This is a genomic window from Mesorhizobium sp. ISC25, assembly GCF_042295465.1.
Classification (GTDB): Bacteria; Pseudomonadota; Alphaproteobacteria; order Rhizobiales; family Rhizobiaceae; genus Mesorhizobium.
The window spans coordinates 3,020,293-3,039,334 of the sequence record NZ_CP135441.1 but is presented as its reverse complement, the minus strand read 5'-3'; the positions used below and the strand labels follow the sequence as shown (position 1 = coordinate 3,039,334).

Annotated in this window: 20 protein-coding genes and 1 pseudogene; 12 read left to right on the top strand and 9 right to left on the bottom strand. The window is 62.8% G+C overall.

All coding sequences use genetic code 11. The features are described 5' to 3' along the window. Positions 1-244 precede the first annotated feature (244 nt). The 3 genes and pseudogenes from RQ479_RS15240 to RQ479_RS15230 all read right to left on the bottom strand — a co-directional run bounded on the left by RQ479_RS15240 (position 245) and on the right by RQ479_RS15230 (position 2,275). Positions 245-649 (bottom strand): SDR family oxidoreductase, encoded by a 405-nt coding sequence (locus RQ479_RS15240; protein WP_376705700.1) that lies wholly within the window; start codon positions 647-649, stop codon positions 245-247. Positions 650-713: 64 nt separating this feature from the next. Beyond that, positions 714-857 (bottom strand): annotated as a pseudogene (locus tag RQ479_RS15235) (short-chain dehydrogenase); the annotation flags it as partial. Between the two features lie 260 nt (positions 858-1,117). Next, a complete protein-coding gene (locus tag RQ479_RS15230) occupies positions 1,118-2,275 on the bottom strand; it encodes a fumarylacetoacetate hydrolase family protein (RefSeq protein ID WP_376705699.1) in 1,158 nt (385 codons plus the stop codon). 226 nt (positions 2,276-2,501) lie between these two features. Between RQ479_RS15230 and RQ479_RS15225 the strand changes: the two genes are divergently transcribed. The 7 genes from RQ479_RS15225 (at position 2,502) to RQ479_RS15195 (ending at position 9,890) form a co-directional block, all read left to right on the top strand. Then, positions 2,502-3,785 carry an NAD(P)/FAD-dependent oxidoreductase gene (locus tag RQ479_RS15225; protein ID WP_376705698.1) on the top strand — a complete coding sequence of 428 codons (1,284 nt, stop codon included), beginning with the start codon at positions 2,502-2,504 and terminating at the stop codon, positions 3,783-3,785. An 84-nt stretch (positions 3,786-3,869) separates the two neighbouring features. Then, positions 3,870-4,757, top strand: a complete 888-nt coding sequence (locus RQ479_RS15220; protein ID WP_376705697.1) for an ABC transporter permease — start codon at positions 3,870-3,872, stop codon at positions 4,755-4,757. Beyond that, entirely contained in the window at positions 4,754-5,632 is an 879-nt protein-coding gene (locus RQ479_RS15215; protein ID WP_376705696.1) for an ABC transporter permease, read from the top strand. The genes RQ479_RS15220 and RQ479_RS15215 overlap by 4 nt, the downstream gene beginning before the upstream one ends. Then, a complete protein-coding gene (locus RQ479_RS15210) occupies positions 5,617-6,687 on the top strand; it encodes an ABC transporter substrate-binding protein (protein ID WP_376705695.1) in 1,071 nt (356 codons plus the stop codon). Before RQ479_RS15215 ends, RQ479_RS15210 begins: the two co-directional genes overlap by 16 nt. Positions 6,688-6,745: 58 nt before the next feature. Beyond that, a complete protein-coding gene (locus RQ479_RS15205) occupies positions 6,746-7,354 on the top strand; it encodes a cupin domain-containing protein (protein ID WP_254820400.1) in 609 nt (202 codons plus the stop codon). Continuing rightward, complete coding sequence (locus RQ479_RS15200) at positions 7,344-8,429, top strand: ABC transporter ATP-binding protein (protein WP_376705694.1); 1,086 nt, start codon at positions 7,344-7,346, stop codon at positions 8,427-8,429. The genes RQ479_RS15205 and RQ479_RS15200 overlap by 11 nt, the downstream gene beginning before the upstream one ends. Before the next feature lie 33 nt (positions 8,430-8,462). Continuing rightward, entirely contained in the window at positions 8,463-9,890 is a 1,428-nt protein-coding gene (locus RQ479_RS15195) for an aldehyde dehydrogenase family protein (protein ID WP_376705693.1), read from the top strand. 126 nt (positions 9,891-10,016) lie between these two features. On the opposite strand, the gene RQ479_RS15190 is transcribed toward RQ479_RS15195, so the two are convergent. Beyond that, a complete protein-coding gene (locus RQ479_RS15190) occupies positions 10,017-10,502 on the bottom strand; it encodes an SRPBCC family protein (protein WP_376705692.1) in 486 nt (161 codons plus the stop codon). Then, entirely contained in the window at positions 10,499-10,849 is a 351-nt protein-coding gene (locus tag RQ479_RS15185; RefSeq protein ID WP_352720665.1) for a metalloregulator ArsR/SmtB family transcription factor, read from the bottom strand. The genes RQ479_RS15190 and RQ479_RS15185 overlap by 4 nt, the downstream gene beginning before the upstream one ends. A gap of 173 nt (positions 10,850-11,022) precedes the next feature. Between RQ479_RS15185 and RQ479_RS15180 the strand changes: the two genes are divergently transcribed. Further along, positions 11,023-11,376: an ArsC family reductase gene (locus RQ479_RS15180; protein ID WP_376705691.1), complete on the top strand. Its 354-nt coding sequence runs from the start codon at positions 11,023-11,025 to the stop codon at positions 11,374-11,376. A 190-nt stretch (positions 11,377-11,566) separates the two neighbouring features. On the opposite strand, the gene RQ479_RS15175 is transcribed toward RQ479_RS15180, so the two are convergent. The 3 genes from RQ479_RS15175 to RQ479_RS15165 all read right to left on the bottom strand — a co-directional run bounded on the left by RQ479_RS15175 (position 11,567) and on the right by RQ479_RS15165 (position 14,183). Further along, on the bottom strand, positions 11,567-11,941 hold the full coding sequence (locus tag RQ479_RS15175; RefSeq protein ID WP_376705690.1) for a DUF488 domain-containing protein: 375 nt from the start codon (positions 11,939-11,941) through the stop codon (positions 11,567-11,569). Further along, complete coding sequence (locus RQ479_RS15170) at positions 11,932-13,188, bottom strand: aminopeptidase (protein WP_376705689.1); 1,257 nt, start codon at positions 13,186-13,188, stop codon at positions 11,932-11,934. Before RQ479_RS15170 ends, RQ479_RS15175 begins: the two co-directional genes overlap by 10 nt. A gap of 80 nt (positions 13,189-13,268) precedes the next feature. Next, positions 13,269-14,183, bottom strand: a complete 915-nt coding sequence (locus RQ479_RS15165) for a LysR substrate-binding domain-containing protein (protein WP_376705688.1) — start codon at positions 14,181-14,183, stop codon at positions 13,269-13,271. A gap of 97 nt (positions 14,184-14,280) precedes the next feature. Between RQ479_RS15165 and RQ479_RS15160 the strand changes: the two genes are divergently transcribed. From RQ479_RS15160 to sbmA, 3 genes are all read left to right on the top strand, one after another. Further along, positions 14,281-14,490, top strand: coding sequence for a hypothetical protein (locus RQ479_RS15160; protein WP_376705687.1), 210 nt, complete (start codon positions 14,281-14,283; stop codon positions 14,488-14,490). Positions 14,491-14,603: 113 nt separating this feature from the next. Further along, positions 14,604-15,758, top strand: coding sequence for a YbfB/YjiJ family MFS transporter (locus RQ479_RS15155; protein WP_376705686.1), 1,155 nt, complete (start codon positions 14,604-14,606; stop codon positions 15,756-15,758). Positions 15,759-15,873: 115 nt separating this feature from the next. Next, entirely contained in the window at positions 15,874-17,151 is a 1,278-nt protein-coding gene (sbmA, locus tag RQ479_RS15150) for a peptide antibiotic transporter SbmA (protein ID WP_376705685.1), read from the top strand. 26 nt (positions 17,152-17,177) lie between these two features. Here sbmA and RQ479_RS15145 read toward each other — a convergent pair whose 3' ends face one another. After that, the gene (locus RQ479_RS15145) at positions 17,178-18,170 is read right to left on the bottom strand and encodes a polysaccharide deacetylase (protein WP_376705950.1); all 993 of its coding nucleotides are present in this window, start codon (positions 18,168-18,170) and stop codon (positions 17,178-17,180) included. Between the two features lie 204 nt (positions 18,171-18,374). On the opposite strand from RQ479_RS15145, the gene RQ479_RS15140 reads away from it, so the two are divergent. Then, a complete protein-coding gene (locus RQ479_RS15140) occupies positions 18,375-19,040 on the top strand; it encodes a tetratricopeptide repeat protein (protein WP_376705684.1) in 666 nt (221 codons plus the stop codon). The last annotated feature ends 2 nt before the right edge of the window (positions 19,041-19,042 follow it).

Here is a 19,042-nt window from a genome sequence, read left to right as displayed (position 1 = left end):
CCTCCCATTTGAACCGAACTCCTCCTCCGACGACGATCGCGGCCAAAAACCGTGCGCGGCCAAAACCGTGATCGCATTTTGCCAGCGTCGACCTGGGCGCATTAGAGCATTCCCTTTTTCGATCGATGGCAAGCCTCCATCGCCAATGGACGTTGCCGCAAGGCACCACGCCATCAGCAATCCCATCAGATTGCATCAGTTTGGCTGATATTTTCCAGGCGGCCGACGACCGGCCTTGCGACCGTCATGCAATGCCGCGCGGCGGCGCGCCGAGCACGGATTGCTCTAGGTCGATAAGCGTCCCGGTCATCAGCCCGGAGGCGTCGCTGAGCAGGAACAGCGTTAGCTGGGCGACTTCGTCCATGGTCAGCAATCGACCAAGCGGCAGGCCGGCGGCGGCGATCTTTGCCCAGTTTTCGCCCTTGCCCAGCGTGCGCGCCTGCATCTCTTGTTCGGCCGGCGTCGCTACCCAGCCCATGTTGATGCCGTTGACGCGGATGCGATCGGAAAGATGCGCGTTGGCAATGTTTCTGGTCAGCGTCGAAAGCGCGCCCTTGGTTGCGGAATAGATGGCAAGGTCCGGCGCACCGCAATGCGCATTCACCGACAGTATGTTGACGATGGCGCCCGCCGCCCGCCGTGTCTTCATGTCGGCTACGGGCCGCCTGCATGAGGAAGAACGGCGCGCGCGCATTGACGGAAAACAACCTGTCCCAGTCGTCGATTGTGCCAGTTTCCAGCGAGGCCCGGTCGGTGAGGGCCGCGGCGTTCACCAGACAATCGATGCGGCCGAGTCTTTTGATCGCTTCCGCCATGACAGCTGCAGGCGCGGCCGGATCTCCAAGGTCGGCCTGGATGAAGACAACGGGCGGCTTGGTCGTGAAAGCTCTTCGGCGATGCGTCTGCCACGCTCGGCATTGCGGCCGACAATGGCGATCCCTTCGCCGCCATCGGCTGAGGCTAGCCGGGCGATGGTCTCGCCAAGCCCTCGCGTTCCGCCGGTAACGACAAGGGTCTTGCCCTCAAGAGCGACGATCAATGGGCTCTCCCGAATGCCGACGAGCAGGTAATTTCCAATCAGAGAATTCTAGAATCTATCGGATGTTAGGCTGGGGGACTAGATGAGGTCGGCCCTGGCGAGGTCGCGCATCAGGTGGCTGGCGCCGTAGGTCCAGTGTGGGCAGTCGGGCGACAGCCGCACGCGGTTGACCAGGGCACCGAACTTCTCCGACGAGATGGTGACGATGTCGCCGACCTTGTGGGTAAAGCCCTTGCCTTTTTCGCCGCGATCCTTCGATGGCACGAACATCGTGCCGAGATAGAGCGCCAGCCCGTCCGGATACTGGTGGTGCGGCCCCATGGCGGCGGCGACCAGCTCTTCCGGCGAGCGGCTGATCTCGGCCATCGAACTGGCGCCCTCCAGCGAGAACCCATCCTCGCCCTCGACCTTCAACCGTACGATCGCCTGCTTCACGTCGCCGATGGAAAATGTCTCATCGAACAGCCGGATAAAGGGGCCAAGTGCTGCCGAAGCGTTGTTGTCCTTGGCTTTGCCGAGCAGCAGCGCCGAGCGCCCCTCGACGTCGCGCAGATTGACGTCGTTGCCGATCGTCGCCCCGACAATCCTGCCGCTGCTGGCGGCAATCATGGCGATCTCCGGCTCCGGATTGTTCCATGTCGAAACCGGATGCAGGCCGACATCGGCGCCGAAGCCGACCGAGGCCATCGGTTGGCATTTGGTGAAGATCTCGGCGTCGGGGCCGATGCCGACTTCCAGATATTGCGACCAGGCGCCGCGCGCAATCAGCTTGGCCTTGATCTCCATCGCTTCCGGCGAGCCGGGCTTGAGCTTCGACAGATCGTGGCCGATCAGGCCGGCGATGTCGGCGCGAATGGCGTCGGCCTTTTCCGCCGAACCGCGCGCCTGCTCCTCGATCACCCGTTCGAGCAGGCTGACGACAAAGGTGACGCCAGACGCCTTGATCGCCTGCAGGTCGACGGGGGACAGCAGGTACGGTTTCCCCGGATCGCGCGCTGTCTCAAAACTGTTGGCGGCAATGGCATCGAGCGGACCGATCGGCCGCCCCTTGGCCGAGCGGACGTGCCCCGCCGGATCCGGCAATTCGCAAACGTCGCGTACGGTCGGCGCCACATTTGACGTGATGTCGAAGACCGTGCCGTCACGCACCGTGACCACCAGCGGATGGGAAGCATCGCTCGCCCGGGCGCGGCCTACGAAGAGGCCTTCGGCGGGCAAATGTGTGGCGTTCGTCATGGCTTACATTTCCTGTTTTCTTGTCCTTCGGCCGCGGCACTTTCAACAAATTCCCGCCAAAGGTCTATCCCGCTTGCAGGGCGAGCTTTGTCAATTCTTTCAAGCGGTCTTCGCATCGCTGGACCTTGATCGAGCCTGACGTGCGCCAACGGCGACGGAAAACGCTCTTTCAAAATAATGAAACCGTCGCTAGGGTTTTTCACCTACTGAAATCTCCAGGTGACGCTTGCTCCTACGGTTTTCCGATCCAATCTGGCAGAAGCCGCGGACAGCCACCGCGTTCCAGTCGCTTTTTCCAGCCGGCCAATGCGTCGATGTCGTCGTCGTCGGCGGCGGCATCATGGGGCTGTCGACAGCCTTGCACGCCGCCCGGCTCGGCCTTGCCGTCCAGGTACTGGAGGCCGGCGAAATCGGCAGCGGCGCGTCCGGTCTGAACGGCGGCCAGGTCATTCCCGGCCTGAAATACGATCCGGACTGGCTGCTGGAGCATTTTGGTCTCGAACGCGGCGAAGCGCTCGTCAACTTTGCCGCCTCGACGGCGGACGCCGTTTTCGAATTGATCCGCGACGAAAGAATGGCGGTGCCGTTCGTCCGCAATGGCTGGATCCAGGCCGCACATACCGAGACCACGCTGAAAGCGACGGCGAACCGGGATCGGCAGTGGCGCGCCCGCGGCGCCGATGTCCGGCTGCTGAGCGGGACGGAGATCGCGACGATGACCGGCGCGCAGGGCTATCTCGGCGGCTGGCTCGATCACCGTGCTGGTGTCATCGATCCGCTCGCCTACACGTCGGAACTGGCGCGCGTCGCTGCAGCGGTGGGCGTAAAGGTCGCCGAGCGCCAGAACGTGATGCAGATCAGCAAGGATGCTGGCATTTGGCACGTTTCAACCGAAAGCGGCGCCGAACTCAAGGCCAAGGCGGTCGTCCTGGCGACCAACGCCTATACCGGCGGCCTGCTCCCCCGCCTCGCCGAGACGATCGTTCCGCTGCATTCCTTTCAGATCGCGACAGCACCGCTATCGTCCAATCTCGCGGCGGCGATCCTGCCGGACGGGCAGGCGGTTTCGGATTCGCGCCGCATCCTCGTCTATTATCGCAAGAGTGCCGACGGCCGGCTGGTGCTCGGCGGGCGCGGCCGCATGGCCTTGCCGAACGGCCCGGCCGACTGGGCGCATCTGGAACGCGCGCTGCTGCGGCTCTACCCGGCGCTGTCCGATGTGGCCATTGAAAAGCGCTGGTTCGGCCGGGTGGCAATGACGCCGGACCATCTCCCGCATATCCACGAGCCAGAGAAGGGTCTGCTTGCGGTCGTCGGTTGCCAGGGCCGCGGCATCGGTCTGATGACCGCGCTTGGCGAGCGCATCGCCTCCTACCTGTTGAGCGGCGATACCAGGCAATTGCCGTTCCCGATATCGCCGATCCGGCCGATCCCGTTTCACGCCTTTCGGCAGGTCGGCGTTGCCGCGACCATCGCCTGGTACCGGATGCTGGACGCATTCGAACGCTGACGTTCACGCCCAAGCGTGAAACAGCTTGACAGCTTCACCAATATGAAAAAAGCTTGGTCGATTTCAAATTATGATGGGCCGTCGATGTCGACTATCGCCGCAACGCAGCCGCTGCCGGAAACCCGGTCTTCGTCGGGTTTTCGCTTCGCCATGCTGCTGCCCGGCGGGCTGGTCACCTTTCTGCTGATCCTTTTCGCGCTTGGCCTGGTGTTCTTCCTGGCCTTTCGCGGCAATGACGGCTCGCTGCTGGGGGCCGGTTTCACCCTTGCGAATTTCGTCACCGTGGCCACCGATCCGCTGTACTGGACGGTGACATTGCGCTCGCTGGGCATCGCCGGCCTGGTGACGCTGGCAACCGTCGTCACGGCATATCCCGTCGCCTACTACCTGGCTTTCCATGCCGGGCAGCGGCGTGGGCTGCTGCTGTTCCTGCTGACCCTGCCGTTCTGGACCAGTTATCTGCTGCGCGTCTTCGCCTGGAAGATCGTGCTTGCCTATAATGGCGTGCTTAACTCGGCATTGATCGAAAGCGGCATCTGGTCGGAGCCGACATTGGCGTTCTTGAATACGCCGGCAGCGGTCGTCGTCACGCTTGCCCACGCTTATGCCCCGTTCGCCATCCTGCCCATCTATGTGGCGCTGGACACGATCCCGAAATCGCTGCTCGAAGCTGCTTCCGATCTCGGCGCAAAACCGTTCACCAGTTTCCGCCGCATCGTGCTGCCGAATTCGATGCCGGGCGTGCTGGCGGCCGCTCTCGTCGTCTTCGTGCCGACCGTCGGCGACTATGTGACGCCGGCGCTGGTCGGCGGCCCTGCCAGTACAATGATCGGCACACTGATCCAGGCCGAGTTCGGCAAGGCCAATGACTGGCCGTTCGGCGCCGCACTCGCCGTCGCCGTCATGCTGGTCATTCTCGCCGTGGTGCTGGTCGTGCGCTTCGCCGACCGCCGATACGGCAGCCGCACATGAACACGGCGCGTATCGATGCAAGGCAGGGCGGCGGCTGGCTGGGAGCCTACGTCCTTGCCTATCTGGTGTTCCTGTATTTGCCGATATTGCTGATCCCGCTGTTTTCCTTCAACAATTCGATCCAGGCGGCATTTCCCCTGCAAGGCTTCACGCTGGAATGGTATGGCACGCTGGTCGGCAATTCGGCGTTGTCCGGTGCGCTTGCCACCAGCCTCATCATCGGCGCCATTGCCGCCACCGGCGCAACACTCTGCGGCATCACCGTGTCCTATATGGACCTCTACGGGCGCTCGCCGCTGGCCGCCACGATCAGTGCCATAGCCCGGCTGCCGATCCTGATCCCCGGCGTCATCATAGGCATCTCGCTGTTGATCCTGGTCAACCTCGCCGGTTTCGGGCCGTCGCGCATTGCCATCGTGCTCGGCCACATATTGGCGGCGCTGCCGACGACGGTGGTGGTCATGCGCAGCCGCTTCGCCGCCATCCCGAAGACCATCCGTGAGGCAGCGCTCGACCTCGGCGCCTCGGACTGGACGACCTTCAGACGGGTGATGCTGCCGCTCAGCCTGCCGGCCATTATTTCGGCGTTCATGCTGGCCTTCCTGACCTCGTTCGACGAGTTCATCGTCGCCTTCTTCCTCGCCGGCACCGAGCCGACGCTGCCGCTTTATATCTGGAGCCAGCTGCGCTTCCCGAAATCGCTGCCGACAGTCATGGCGCTCGGCACCGCGATCCTGGCCGCGTCGTTCGTCATCGCCGCGCTCGCCGAAATCCTTCGCCATCGCGGGCTTGCTGCCACCCGGCGGTCAGCGCCCGCCAACCTGTCAAAACCAGAAGAAACCGAAAGAGGAGAACTGCAATGGCATTCGACCTGAAATCGATAACGGCAAAGACAGCGAAAACCGGACTGGCTGCCTTCGCGCTGGCGCTTGCGTCGACTGTCGCCTTCGCCGGCGACAAGCTGCAATATTTCACCTGGTCGGGCTATGAACTGCCCGACTTCAACAAGAGCTTCCTCGCCGCGCACCCCGATGGTGTCGAAGCCTCGATGTTTGGCGATGACGATGACGCTTTCACCAAGGTCAAGGCTGGCTTCCGCCCCGACATCGCGCATCCCTGCTATGACAAGGTGGCGCGCTGGAACAAGGAAGGCCTGCTGCAGCCGATCGACACCAAGCGCATCAAGAACTGGGATTCGATCTTCTCGGTCTTCAAGAACCTGCCCGACCTGCAGGCCGGCGACGGCAAGGTCTGGATGGTGCCATGGGACTGGGGCAACACCTCGATCCTCTACCGCACCGATCTGGTGAAGAACCCGGAAGCCAGTTGGAACCTGCTCTGGGACAAGCAATATGCCGGGCGCATGGCGACCATCGACGCCGTTCACGACACGCCGGTGGTGGCAGCCCTTCTTGCCGGCGTCAATCCATTCGACATGACGCCGGAGCAGATGGACAAGGTTGCGGAAAAATTGCGCGAGCAGCGCCCGTTGCTCTCCAACTACACCACCGACATGACCTCGGTCGAACAGGCGCTGGCGAGCGGCCAGCTGGTCGCCGCCATGACCTGGAACGCCTCGGCCACCTCGCTGAAGAAGCAGGGCGTGCCGGTCGAGTTCATGAAACCGAAGGAAGGCATGCTGACCTGGGCTTGCGGTTTCGTCATGCTCAAGGACGCCAAGAACGTCGACCTCGCTTATGACTTCATCAACAGCCGGCTCGAGACGGACTCCGGAAAATACCTGATCCAGGCCTACGGCTATGGCAGCTCGACCAGCTCGGCTTTCGCCGCCGTGCCGAAGGAGGAGTTGGAGAAACTGCAGCTGCCTTCCGATCCCGAGGTGATGCTGAAGACCACCATCTTCACCGGGCCGATGAAACAGAATGACGAACTCGCCAAGATGTTCGAGAAGGTCAAGGCAGGCGGCTGAGCTCGCTCTTCCTTCTCCCGCAAGGAGAAGGGAAAGCGTTGGCAAAAAGGACGAATGGATGGACATGCTGGACGAAGCGGCTGAGAAGCCGAAGGACGACGCCGACGTCAGGGTCGGCCGGCGCGTGCGGGCGCTCAGGCTGGAGCGCAATCTCTCGCTGGCCGAACTTGCCGCCAAAGCCGGCGTGTCGATCGGTGCACTGAGCCAGATCGAGCGCGGCATGTCGTCATTGCGGGTGCGAGTGATCTGGCCGCTCGCCGCCGCACTCGACATCGAGCCGTCGGCGCTGATCGTTGACGGCAACGATGCCGGCAACGATCTTTATTGCGTGCGCGCCAACAGCCGGCGGCAGATCCCGGTCAAGTCGGAAGGCATCGCCAAGGCGCTGCTGTCGCCGCCGGCCGCCACGCTGACCGGCATGCTGGTAACGGTGGAAGCCGGTGGCGGCACCGCCGAAGCCTACGCCCATGCCGGCCATGAATTCGGCTTCGTCCTGTCGGGCGAGGTCGAACTGGTGGTCGATTCGACCAGATACGGGCTGAAGGCCGGCGACAGCTTCGCCTTCAAGAGCACGTTGCTGCATGCCTTCCGCAATCCGGGCAGCGAGCGCTGCCAGATCCTGTGGGTCAACACCACCAAACCATCCGAGGTTCGCGATGGCGCCTGATCCACTCGTCCGGCTGGACAAGGTCTCCAAGATTTTCCCCGGCGGCATCGTCGGGCTCGACACCGTCGATCTCGACATTTCGCGCGGCGAGTTCCTGACCCTGCTCGGACCGTCCGGCTGCGGCAAGACCACCAGCCTGCGGGTCATCGCCGGCTTCGAGAGCCCGTCGAACGGCAAGGTCCTGCTCGAAGGCCGCGACATCACGGCGCTCAGGCCCTTCGACCGTCCCGTCAATACCGTGTTCCAGGACTATGCGCTGTTCCCGCACATGAACGTCGCCGAAAACGTCGGCTTCGGCTTGTCGCTGCGCAAGCTCTCAGGTGCCGAACAGGCAAGGCGCGTCGGCGCAGCGCTCGACATGGTTGGACTTGCCGAGAAGCTCCGCGCCCGTGTGTCCGAATTGTCGGGTGGCCAGCGCCAGCGCGTCGCGCTTGCCCGCGCCATCGTCTGCGAGCCGCGTGTGCTGCTGCTCGACGAGCCGCTGTCGGCGCTCGATGCGCATCTGCGCGAGCAGATGCAGGTCGAACTGAAGCGGCTGCAGTCGCGGCTTGGCACCACTTTCGTCATGGTAACGCACGACCAAACCGAGGCGCTGTCGATCTCAGACCGCATTGTCGTCATGAACAAGGGCCGCATAGAGCAGATTGCGCCGCCGGCGACCCTTTACGATCGGCCCGCCACCAAATTCGTCGCCAGCTTCATCGGTACCATGAACCTTTTGCAGTCGCGCTTTGTCGGCCGTGATGGCGAGCGCTTGCGGTTCACCGCCGGCGCTCTGCCGCTGGAAGCGATTTCGGATAAAGGCGAGCTGCCTGGCGAGGGCACGGTGCGCACCATCGGCGTGCGTCCGGAGGACCTTTTGGCCACGACCGAGGCTGCGGCCGGTACTGCACCGGTGCGGGTGAACAGCATCGTCTTTCACGGCCGCACCTTGCGCCTTCATGCAGAGCTGGGGCAGGGGACACAGGTGGTGATCGACGCGCCGCGCCGGGCGGAGGGTTTTCAATTCAGCGTCGGCGACGTGGCGCATATCAGCCTGCGCCGTGGCGCCAACTGCCCTATGCTGCCTAGCTAGTCTCACTCATTTCTAGAAACCGGAGCACGGCCCATGAGCAATCATCTCAACTTTTTCATCGGCGGCAAGTGGGTCGGCCCCGTGGTGCCGGCAACGCTGGATGTGATCGATCCGTCCACTGAAGAGGCCTGCACGAAAATCTCGGTCGGCTCGAAGGCCGATGTCGACAAGGCCGTGGCGGCAGCCAAGGCGGCATTCCCCTCCTTTTCGCAAACTAGCAAGGCCGAGCGCCTGAAGCTGCTGAAGCGTATCCTCGAAGTCTACAATGAGCGCTACGAGGACATCGCCCAGGCGGTCAGCCAGGAAATGGGCGCGCCGATCAGGTGGGCGCGCGAGGCGCAGGCCTGGGCGGGCAGGGCGCATATGGAAGCCACCATCAAGGCGCTGGAGGATTACGAATTCAGCGAGAAGCGCGGCACCACCATGGTGGCCAAGGAACCGATCGGCGTCTGCGCGCTGATTACGCCGTGGAACTGGCCGCTCAACCAGATCGTCTGCAAGGTGGCGCCGGCCATTGCCGCCGGCTGCACCGTCGTGCTGAAGCCTTCCGAGATAGCGCCGATCAGCGGCATCGTCTTTTCTGAAGTGATGGAGGCTGCCGGCACGCCGAAGGGCGTCTACAACATGGTCAATGGCACCGGCCCGGATGTCGGCCAGGTCATGGCCGGCCATCCTGATGTCGATATGGTCTCGTTCACCGGCTCGACCCGGGCCGGCATCATCGTCGCCAAGACGGCGGCCGAGACGGTCAAGCGCGTGGCGCAGGAACTGGGCGGCAAATCGGCCAACATCGTGCTGCCCGACGCCGACTTCGAGACGGCGGTGCGCAAGGGTGTCAAGGCGTGTTTCGGCAATAGCGGCCAGTCTTGCGATGCGCCGACCCGCATGCTGGTGCCGGCCGCCCGCCACGACGAAGCGCTGACCATCGCCAAAAAGGCGGCCGAAGCGCACAAGGTCGGCGACCCGCGCTCGGAAGAGACCAAGCTCGGGCCGGTGGTCAGCAACATCCAGTTCGACAAGATCCAGCGACTGATCGAGGCCGGTATCGCCGAGGGCGCAACGCTGGTCACCGGCGGCCCCGGCCGGCCGGAGCACCTCAACCGTGGCTACTATGTGCGGCCGACCGTTTTCGGCCACGTCAGGCCCGGCATGACCATCGAGAAGGAGGAGATCTTCGGGCCGGTCCTGTCGGTCATCTCCTACGAGGACGATGATGATGCGGTGAAGATCGCCAACGACACCGTCTATGGCCTGGCCGCCTATGTGCAGTCCGGTGATATCGACCACGCCCGCAAGATTGCCAGCCGGCTGCGTGCCGGGCAGGTCTCGATCAATTATCCGGAATGGGACACGTTCGCGCCCTTCGGCGGCTACAAGCAGTCCGGCAACGGCCGCGAATACGCCGACTGGGCGATCCACGATTTCCTCGAGATCAAGGGCATCATCGGCTACGGCGCCTGAGCCTTCAACATTGGCATTACGCCAACCGTCAAATTTGTTGCGAGCGTTGGTGCCTTCGGCACCGCCGTTCGGTTGAACGGCCACGACGGCTCCGTGGCCGCAATCTGAGTGCGAAGCAGGGTCGCCTCAGATCGTCTTGAGATAGCCGGCCAACTGATCCGCCACTGTGCCCCAGCCGTCGTAGAAGCCGATCTCCTCGTGGCTGTTGCGCGTGGCTTCGTCGCGGTGGATGGCGGTGGCGGTGTAGCGCGTCGTCTCGCCATACGATTGCAGCGATATGACCGCTGTAATGAATGGGTCGCCTGACGGCCGGTAGCCTGGCAGCAGCGCATCGGTCCACACCAGGCGCTCGTTCTGGACAATCTCGAGGTAGCAGCAACGCCTGTCGTTGACCTCCTTGCCGTCGGGCGACTGCATGCGGGTGCGGAACAGGCCGCCGGGCCGCAGGTCGATCTCGCAATCGGTGATGATCCACGGCTTCGGCGTGAACCATTGTCGGACATGCTCGGGTCTCGTCAGGGCCATCCACAGCAGTTCTCGCGGCGCCTCGATCGTTCGTTCGAGCACGAGGTCGAGCTTCGGATCGGGTTGGAACAACGGGACCATATTCATCTGTCTTTCTCCTTAAGTTTCAGCACGTAGTCGTCGAACTGGTCGAGGCGGCGCTCCCACAGCGCACGCTGCTCGGCCAACCAGTTTTCCGCGAGCTTCAACGGCTCCGGCGCGAGCCGGTAGGTCCTGACGCGGCCTGCCTTCTCCGAATGCACCAGCCCGCAGCCTTCCAGCACCCTGAGATGCTCGATGAAGGATGGCAGGGCCATCTCGAACGGCTGCGCAAGCTCGCTGACCGAGGCGGGGCTTCGGTTCAGTCGCTCGACCACGCGTCGCCGGGTCGGATCGGCGAGCGCCCGGAAAATGCCGTCGATCGGCGGGGGGCTTTCGGTCTGCAGGCTCGTCATGGTCATTTCCTTGCCTCGGCCATTCCGCGTGACCAGAGTTGGCTTAGAAAAACACTTAGGTAAATTCCTTACTATTGGCAAGCGCGAAAATCGCGGAGCCCGGCGAGGCCGCTGGAAAACCGAGAGGCGCGGTTTTAGGGTGCCGTCAGATTCGACTGGTCCGAGGACGCGTTTTGACGATCACCATGTACGGCATCACCAACTGCGATACGGTCAAGAAGGCGCGTTCCTGGCTGGCGAGCCACGATGTTGCCTATCGCTTTCACGACTACAGGGCAGACGGGCTTGACGCGGATCGGCTGAATGGCTGGTCAGGCAAGGTCGGCTGGGAAATCCTGCTCAACAAGGCGAGCACAACGTTCCGTGAACTGTCTGAGGAGGACAGACTGGGCCTGGACGAGAAGAAGGCCAAGGCGCTGATGCTGGCCAAACCGACGATGATAAAGCGACCGGTGCTGGAACTTGGCGACAGGGTTCTCGTCGGGTTCAAGCCGGATGTTTATCAAGAGGCGGTGAGGGGGAAATAGAACCGACTCGCCGCGATCCGTCGCGCCCCCCTCTGTCCTGCCGGACATCTCCCCCTCTAGTGGGGAGATTGGATGTCACTTCGGCTTTCGCTAGTCTCCAAAGAAGGGCGCTTTCGGCGAAGCTGCCGATCTCCCCACTAGAGGGGGAGATGTCCGGCAGGACAGAGGGGGGCGCCGCCCGCCGGCGTGACTAATTGATCTCGCGCAAATAGCTCGCCAGTGCCACCGCATTGTTGTGCGCCTCGTCATGGGCGCCGTAGAGCAGCGTCACCTTGCCTTCACGGAGCAAGGCGCGCAGTTCCGCCACCGCCTCGCCGTTCCGGTCGAGTTCATCGCGGTATCGCCGCTGGAACTCCGCCCAGCGCGCCGGCTCATGGCCGAACCATTTGCGCAACGCATTGCTCGGCGCGATATCCCTCAGCCAGACAGTTAGCGCGGCGTCTTTTCCGCGCACGCCGCGAGGCCATATCCGGTCGACGAGCACCCGCTGCCCGTCAGCGGGCGCCGGCGGTTCATAGATGCGCTTGACCTCGATATCCACGCCGCGCGGTCCTGTCAGACCCATTCGCCCTTGCGCATCACTGGCACGCGGCCGCCTTCCTTGTGGACGCCGTCTATATCGATCTTGTCCGAGCCTATCATCCAGTCGATGTGGATGAAGCTCTTGTTGCCGCCGCGCGCCGCGATCTCGTCCTGGCTGAGCGAGGCCCCGTCGACGAAGCACTTCGAATAGCACTGGCCAAGCGCGATGTGGCAGGCGGCGTTCTCGTCGAACAGCGTGTTGAAGAACAAGAGCCCGCTCTTGGCGATCGGCGAGGAATGCGGCACCAGCGCCACCTCGCCGAGACGGCGCGAGCCTTCGTCTGTGTCCAGCACCTTCTGGAGCACATCCTCGCCCTTCGTGGCCTTGGCCTCGACAATGCGGCCCGCCTCGAAACGCACCGCAATGCCGTCGATCAGGGTACCCTGATAGGACAGCGGCTTGGTGCTGGTGACATAGCCTTCGACGTGCCTTGCATGCGGCGTCGTGAAAACCTCTTCGGTCGGGATGTTGGGGTTGCAGGTGATGCCGTTCTTGGCAGTGGAGGCGCCGCCCATCCACTCGTGCCCGTCGGCCAGCCCGACGGTCAGGTCGGTGCCGGGGCCGGTGAAATGCAGCGCGTGGAAATTGTGGCCGTTCAGCCATTCGGTGCGGCTCTTCAACGCCGCATTGTGCGCCGTCCAGTTGCCGATCGGGTCTTCGACATCCACTCGCGAGGCGGCAAAGATGGCGTCGGCGAGCTTGGCCACGGCGACGTCTTCGGCGTCGTCCGGGAATACCTGCTTGGCCCAGGCCTGATCGGGATAGGCGACGATGTTCCAGTTGATGTCGAAGCCGGTGATCTTCTCCAGCGCCGGCTGGTAGGCCATCGAATTCGCCTTGTTGGCACGCGCCACCTTTGCCGGGTCCTGAGCCGAAAGCAGCGACGGATCCTCGCCGCGCACGGCAAGCCTCGCCGCATTGCTGGCGAAGGCTTTGGCCATGCCTTCATAGAGCCAGCCGGCGGCGCGGTCGAAACCGGCGTCGGCGCCGTAGCGGAAGCGCGCCAGCGTGATCTCGTCGTCGTTGAAGATCGGCGTCACCAGGCCCGCACCTGCCTTGTAGGCGTGCTCGACGATCCGCCGCGTCAAAGGCAGCGCGGCGATAGACGAGGTCAGTACCAGATCCTGACCCGGCTGCAATTGCAGCCCGACCTTGACGGCGACCTCCGCCAGCCTGTCGAGCTTCACCGGGTCGATGGTTGCGGAAACGCCGCGCGAATGTGTGGTCATGATCCTGCCTGCCGTGATTGGGGACTGTTTCTTACATAGACCGGCGCTACCGACCTTTCCACCGTGATGTGCCAGCAGGTTTAGCTGGCGCTCTCGAGCAACCTGAACTGCGCCATCGTCGCCTCGATCTCTTGGCGCACCCAGATCTTGAAATCCCTGACCTTGCGGCTTTCGCTCTTGCTGGCCGAGGTCACCAGCCAATAGCCGAGCCCGCTCTGCGCGCGTACGCCGAACGGCGCGACAAGCCGGCCGTCGGCCAGCGCGTCGGCGGCCAGCAACTGCCAGCCGAGCATGACGCCGTGACCGGCAATCGCCGATTCCAGGCACAGCATTGGATCGGTGAACCGCGCCCCCTTCATGAAGGTGACCGGCTCCACTCCGGCGGCTTCGAACCAGCTTTCCCAACTGATCATCGACCTTTCGTCGGTGATCGCACAGGTCAAAGCAAGGTCCTCGATCGATTTCAGCTTGCTGGCGATCACCGGTGCACAGACCGGAAACACCTCCTGCGCCAGCAGCAATTCGGCGCGCCCGCCCGGCCATTTGCCGTCGCCGAGCCGGATGGCGACGTCGATGTCCGAACGATCGAGATCGGCAAGCCGCACCGAGGCATCGATGCGCAGAAGCACGTTCGGATGGCGGGCAAAATGCCGCGACAGCCGCGGCAGCAGCCATTTCGAGGCGAAAGCCGGCGCCACCGAAACCACCAGCGTGCACTCGGAATTCTCGTCGGCAAGCGCGACCGCCTGTGCGAGCTCGCGGAAGCCGGCGCTGAGCCGCGCGGTAAAGACGGTGCCAAATTCCGTCGCCACCAGGCCAGCTGGCGTTCGTTCGAACAGCGCCCGGCCGAGCTGCTTTTCTGTCCGGTTGATCTGCTGGCTGACGGCGCTGACCGAGACGTTGAGCTCGCCCGCCGCCGCCCCAAGCGAGCCCAGGCGGGCGACGGCTTCGACGGCGCGCAAGCCGTTGAGATGGACGCGGTTCAGCATAGCCATACAGTTTTTCTAAACTCGAACGGCTGAAATCTCAATTGCCAGACACTGCCGGATGCCGGATTCTAAGTGGGCTACTCAGAGTGAGGAGGCAAACCTGATGAAGATTTTATCATGGCTCAGCGCCTTTTCCCCGATCGGAACGCAGCCACACCGGCATGACAGCGGGGCCACCAGCTGGGGGACCGATCCGCTGTCGCATCCCGTGCTCGACACCATGTCGGAGCGCCAACTCGCCGACATGCCGTTCAGGCTGACTGCGCGTCGTACCCGCTTCGAGACGGCCCCGCCAAGGACCTGCTGCGGCTGAACAAGGACGTGCTGGCACTTCAGGTGAGCCGGCCGCCGACGTGGCTGCGCAGCCCTTCTGGCCCAATAAAAGGCGGATTGTCTCACCGGCAGGCGCACCTATGGTGCACCGCGATGAACATCGCTTCACCCTTGCGCCTGGCAATCGCCGGCATGATAGCCCTGGCCGTCGCCATGGGCATCGGCCGCTTCGTCTATACGCCGATCCTGCCTGGCATGATGGAAGAGCTCGGCCTGTCGCCGGCCGATGCCGGCTGGATCGCATCGGCCAATTATCTCGGCTACCTCGTCGGCGCGCTTGCCGCCACCGGCGGCTGGGCGCAAGGCCGCGAGCGCCAGCTGATGCTGGCCGGCCTTGCCGCCACCGCAATCCTTGCCGGGCTGATGGGCCTGAGCGGCACGATGGCCGCCTTTCTCGTGATCCGCTTTCTTGCCGGCCTTGCCAGCGCCTTTGTGCTGGTCTTCATGACCAGCATCGTTTTCGGTCATCTCGCCGCGGCTGGGCGAAACGACCTGCAGGCGCTGTATTTCGGCGGTGTCGGCCTCGGCATCGCGGCGTCCTCGGCGCTGTTGGCGGTCCTCGTCACCGAACATGCCGGCTGGGCTGCGGGCTGGCTGTGGTCCGCGGTAATTTCGGCCTGCGGCTTTGCCGCCGTTGCCTTGCTGGCCGGCGGCACCTCGGCCGCGAACAGCACCACCGGGAGCGAGCCGGCACTATCGAAAGACCCGTCGCTGGTGAAGATCATTGTCGCCTACGGCCTGTTCGGCTTCGGCTACATCGTCACGGCGACGTTCCTGGTCGCCATCGTCCGCCAGGGCGGCGGCGGCCGCGTCTTCGAGGCCGTGGTCTGGATGGTCACCGGACTTGCCGGTTTCCCATCGGTCTGGCTGTGGCAGAAGCTCGCGGCTAAAATCGGGCTCTATGCCACCTATGCCCTGGGGTGCCTGGTCGAGGTGGTCGGCGTCAGCGCCAGTGTCGTCATGGGCGGGCGCACCGGGCCGCTGCTCGGTGGCCTTCTCGTCGGCGGCACCTTCATCGCCATCACCGCGCTTGGCCTGCAGACGGGCAGGCAGCTTGCTCCGCAAGCACCACGCCGGATGCTGGCGGTAATGACGGCCGCCTTCGGCCTCGGCCAGATCATCGGCCCGATCGTCGCCGGGCTGCTTGCGCAGGCCTCGGGTAATTTTTTCCTTGCCTCGATCGTGGCCGCCGCCGTCCTGCTGGCCTCGGGCGCGATCGCCTGGACGGCTGCGCCAAAATCGCCATGATTATGGTCTTGCTCGGCACCGGGCGTCGGGTAGCGGGCATTTGCTTTCCCACTAATGTGTGACTTTATGCGCGCTGAACCCGCTGATTTGCGCATCGACCGAGGATTTTCCCACAGTGTTTGTATCGTTTTTTCCGCAGCCGAAGCTCTTCTTCTCTTCGGTAGCCGTCTGGAGCCTCGCGGCCGTTCTGTTCTGGTTTTTTGGAGGAGAGCAACTTGGCGCAGTGTTTGGACTGCCCCCGATGGCCGCCGGCGTTGACAAGATCATTGGCGTGTCGCTCTTTTGGTCGAAGCCATTTCTCTGGTTCTACATATATTTTGCGGCTGTCGTCCTCATTTTCTACGGCTTTTGGGCCTGGTACCGACCTCATCCATGGCGGAATTGGTCGATCCTTGGCACCTCACTGATTCTCTTTGTGATCTATTACCAGGTGCAGGTAAATGTCGCCTTCAATGACTGGTATGGCCCTTTCTATGATCTTATCCAGAAGGCTTTAGGCACACCGTACTCTACGACGCCGTGGGATTTCTATATCCAACTGCTGACAATTATGTGGATTGCGCTTCTGGCTGTGACGGTTGGCGCCCTCAACCGGTTTTTTGTAAGCCATTGGATATTTCGTTGGCGTACCGCAATGAATGAATACTACATGACCAACTGGGAAAGATTGAGGCGCATCGAAGGTGCATCCCAACGTGTTCAAGAGGACACGATGCGTTTCTCCAGCACGATGGAGGATCTGGGCGTAAGTTTAGTCGGGTCCATCATGACACTGATTGCGTTCCTTCCTGTGCTGCTGCATCTCTCCCAGAACGTCACGGAACTGCCGATTATAGGCACGGTTCCTTACTCCCTGGTCGTTGTGGCAATCCTCTGGTCGCTCTTCGGGACTACTTTCTTGGCAGTGGTAGGAATCAAGCTACCGGGTCTCGAGTTCCGCACCCAACGTGTCGAAGCAGCCTACCGAAAAGAATTAGTCTATGGTGAGGACGATGAAGATCGCGCGCAACCGCCAACTGTCGCTGACCTTTTTAGAAGTGTAAGAAGCATCTATTTTCGTAAATACTTTCATTATTTATATTTTAACGTCGCTAGAATATTTTATCTACAAATTGATAATATATTTCCATACATTGTTCTTGTTCCTACGATGGTCGCGGGGAAAATCAAGCTCGGCGCTCTGAACCAGATTCTCAACTCCTTTGAGCAGGTCCGATCTTCATTTCAGTATCTGGTGAATGCCTGGCCGACGATCGTGGAACTGATCTCGATCTACAAGCGCCTGCGCGCCTTCGAGGCGACGCTCGAGGGCGAACCACTGCCCGAAATCGACCAGCGCTATCTGGAACGTGAGCAAGCCGGCTTACGTCCTGAGGATCAGCCAGCAAGCTAAGAAAGTCGGGCGGCGATTGCTGCGGCTCAGCCGCCCACCGCCGCCTGCCGTTCGCCTCGCCGCGAAACGTAGTCGTGAAAACTGATGCACTCGACGTCCGCTTTGACGCAGACCTCGCCGGCAAAGCGTTCCAGCGCGTTCCAGTAGGCGCCGTCGTTCATCAGCGTGAAGTGGAAGCCGAGCTCCAGCGGGATGCGCTTGCCATGGTATTGCGCATCGAAGGCGGCGCGAAAGGCTTGATAGGTCCGCTCAGTGAACTCTTCCGCCATGCTCGGCCGCTCGAAGCCGCCGGAATGCCTGATATAGAGATTGTAGTCCATGGCGATCACCCGCCTTGAGCTCGGCCCTTCCGGGATCTGCGGCAGCGAAAAACGCGTGATGCCGTTGACGGTCGGCGGCTCAACCGGCCCACGCGAGACGCCGCTTGCGTCGAGCAGGAAGCCGGCCGCTGGCAGCGCCTCGTAGAGCGCCTTGTTTGCCGACAGATAAGGCGCGCGGAACCCGACCACCGACTTGCGCGCGAAATCGCGCCAGCCCTTTGGTTCAGGTGCAATGCCGTTGATCGAATAGGCGTTTTCGAGAATATGCTTGAATGAGCCGAACTCGCTCAGCCAGTCGGCTTTGCTCCAGTCTTTGCCGTCGAAATGGCCGCAGCCATGGCTGCCGATATCGTGGCCTTCGGAGGCGGCAAGGTTGATCTGCTCGAGCCGGTCGGCGACTTCTTGTTTGGAGGCGGCAAAGCCGATGTTCGATTTGCCGCCTGTTTTGCCGGGCGCGGTGTATTGCTTGCGTGTCTCGGGCGACAGCAGGAACACGCAGGAGACAAAGTAGGTGAAATGCGCACCTGTGCGCGCGGCCAAGGCCCGGCTGCGCTGCCACTGCGAAATGTCGCGGGCGCTGTCGAACGAGATGATGACGATCTGTTTCGGCTTTGCCGGCGCCGCCGGCGGGTCGGCAAAAGTCGCGCCGGTAGCAAGCGACGCGATCGAAAACGCAACAACGCGAGACAAACGGGGCAAAGGCATCTGACCGGATCAAGGAATGTAGAAGCACCGCCTACCGGCGAAATATGGCACGGGTACGATCGACCTGTACGGCCGCAGTTGGCGGCGACTGCCTCGTGAATAGGCGATTTTCCTGCCGAACCCCTTCCATGCCGGCAAAATTTCGCTAAAACGCGGGCTCATCAACCGCCCCGGCCGGGGCATGAATGGTTTTGATCCATGTCGGACGACAGTTTTATCCGCGAAGTCAACGAAGAGATTCGTCGCGACCAGGCGCATGCGCTGTGGGACCGTTTCGGTCCCGCCTTGCTCGTGCTGGCCGTGCTGGTGGTGCTTGGCACCGCTGCCGTCGTCGGCTACCGCTATTGGGACGAGACCCGCGCCAACCGCTCGGGCGATGCTTTTTCGCAGGCGCTGAAGCTTGCCAATGACGGCAAGAACGACGAGGCGCTTGCCGCCCTGGAGGCGTTGGAGAAGGACGGCTACGGCGCCTATCCGCTGCTCGCCCGCATGCGCGCGGCAACCGTCAAGGCGGACAAGGGCGACGTCGACGCCGCCGTCAAGGATTTCGACGAGGTCGCCGCCGACACCAAGATCCCCTCCGGCATTCGCGACATGGCGCGCCTCAGGGCCGCTCTGCTTCTGGTCGACCACGGCACTTTCGCCGATGTCTCCAGCCGCGTCGAGGCGCTTACCGCCGACACCAACACGCTTCGCCATACTGCGCGCGAGGCGCTTGGCCTTGCCGCCTGGAAGGAAGGCAAGGCGGCGGAGGCATTGAAGCTGTTCGACCAGATCGCCGCGGATGACGGCGCCCCGCGCAACACGCGCGAGCGGGCGACATTGATGTCCGAGCTGATCCGCGGCTCGGGCGGCGTGTCGTGATA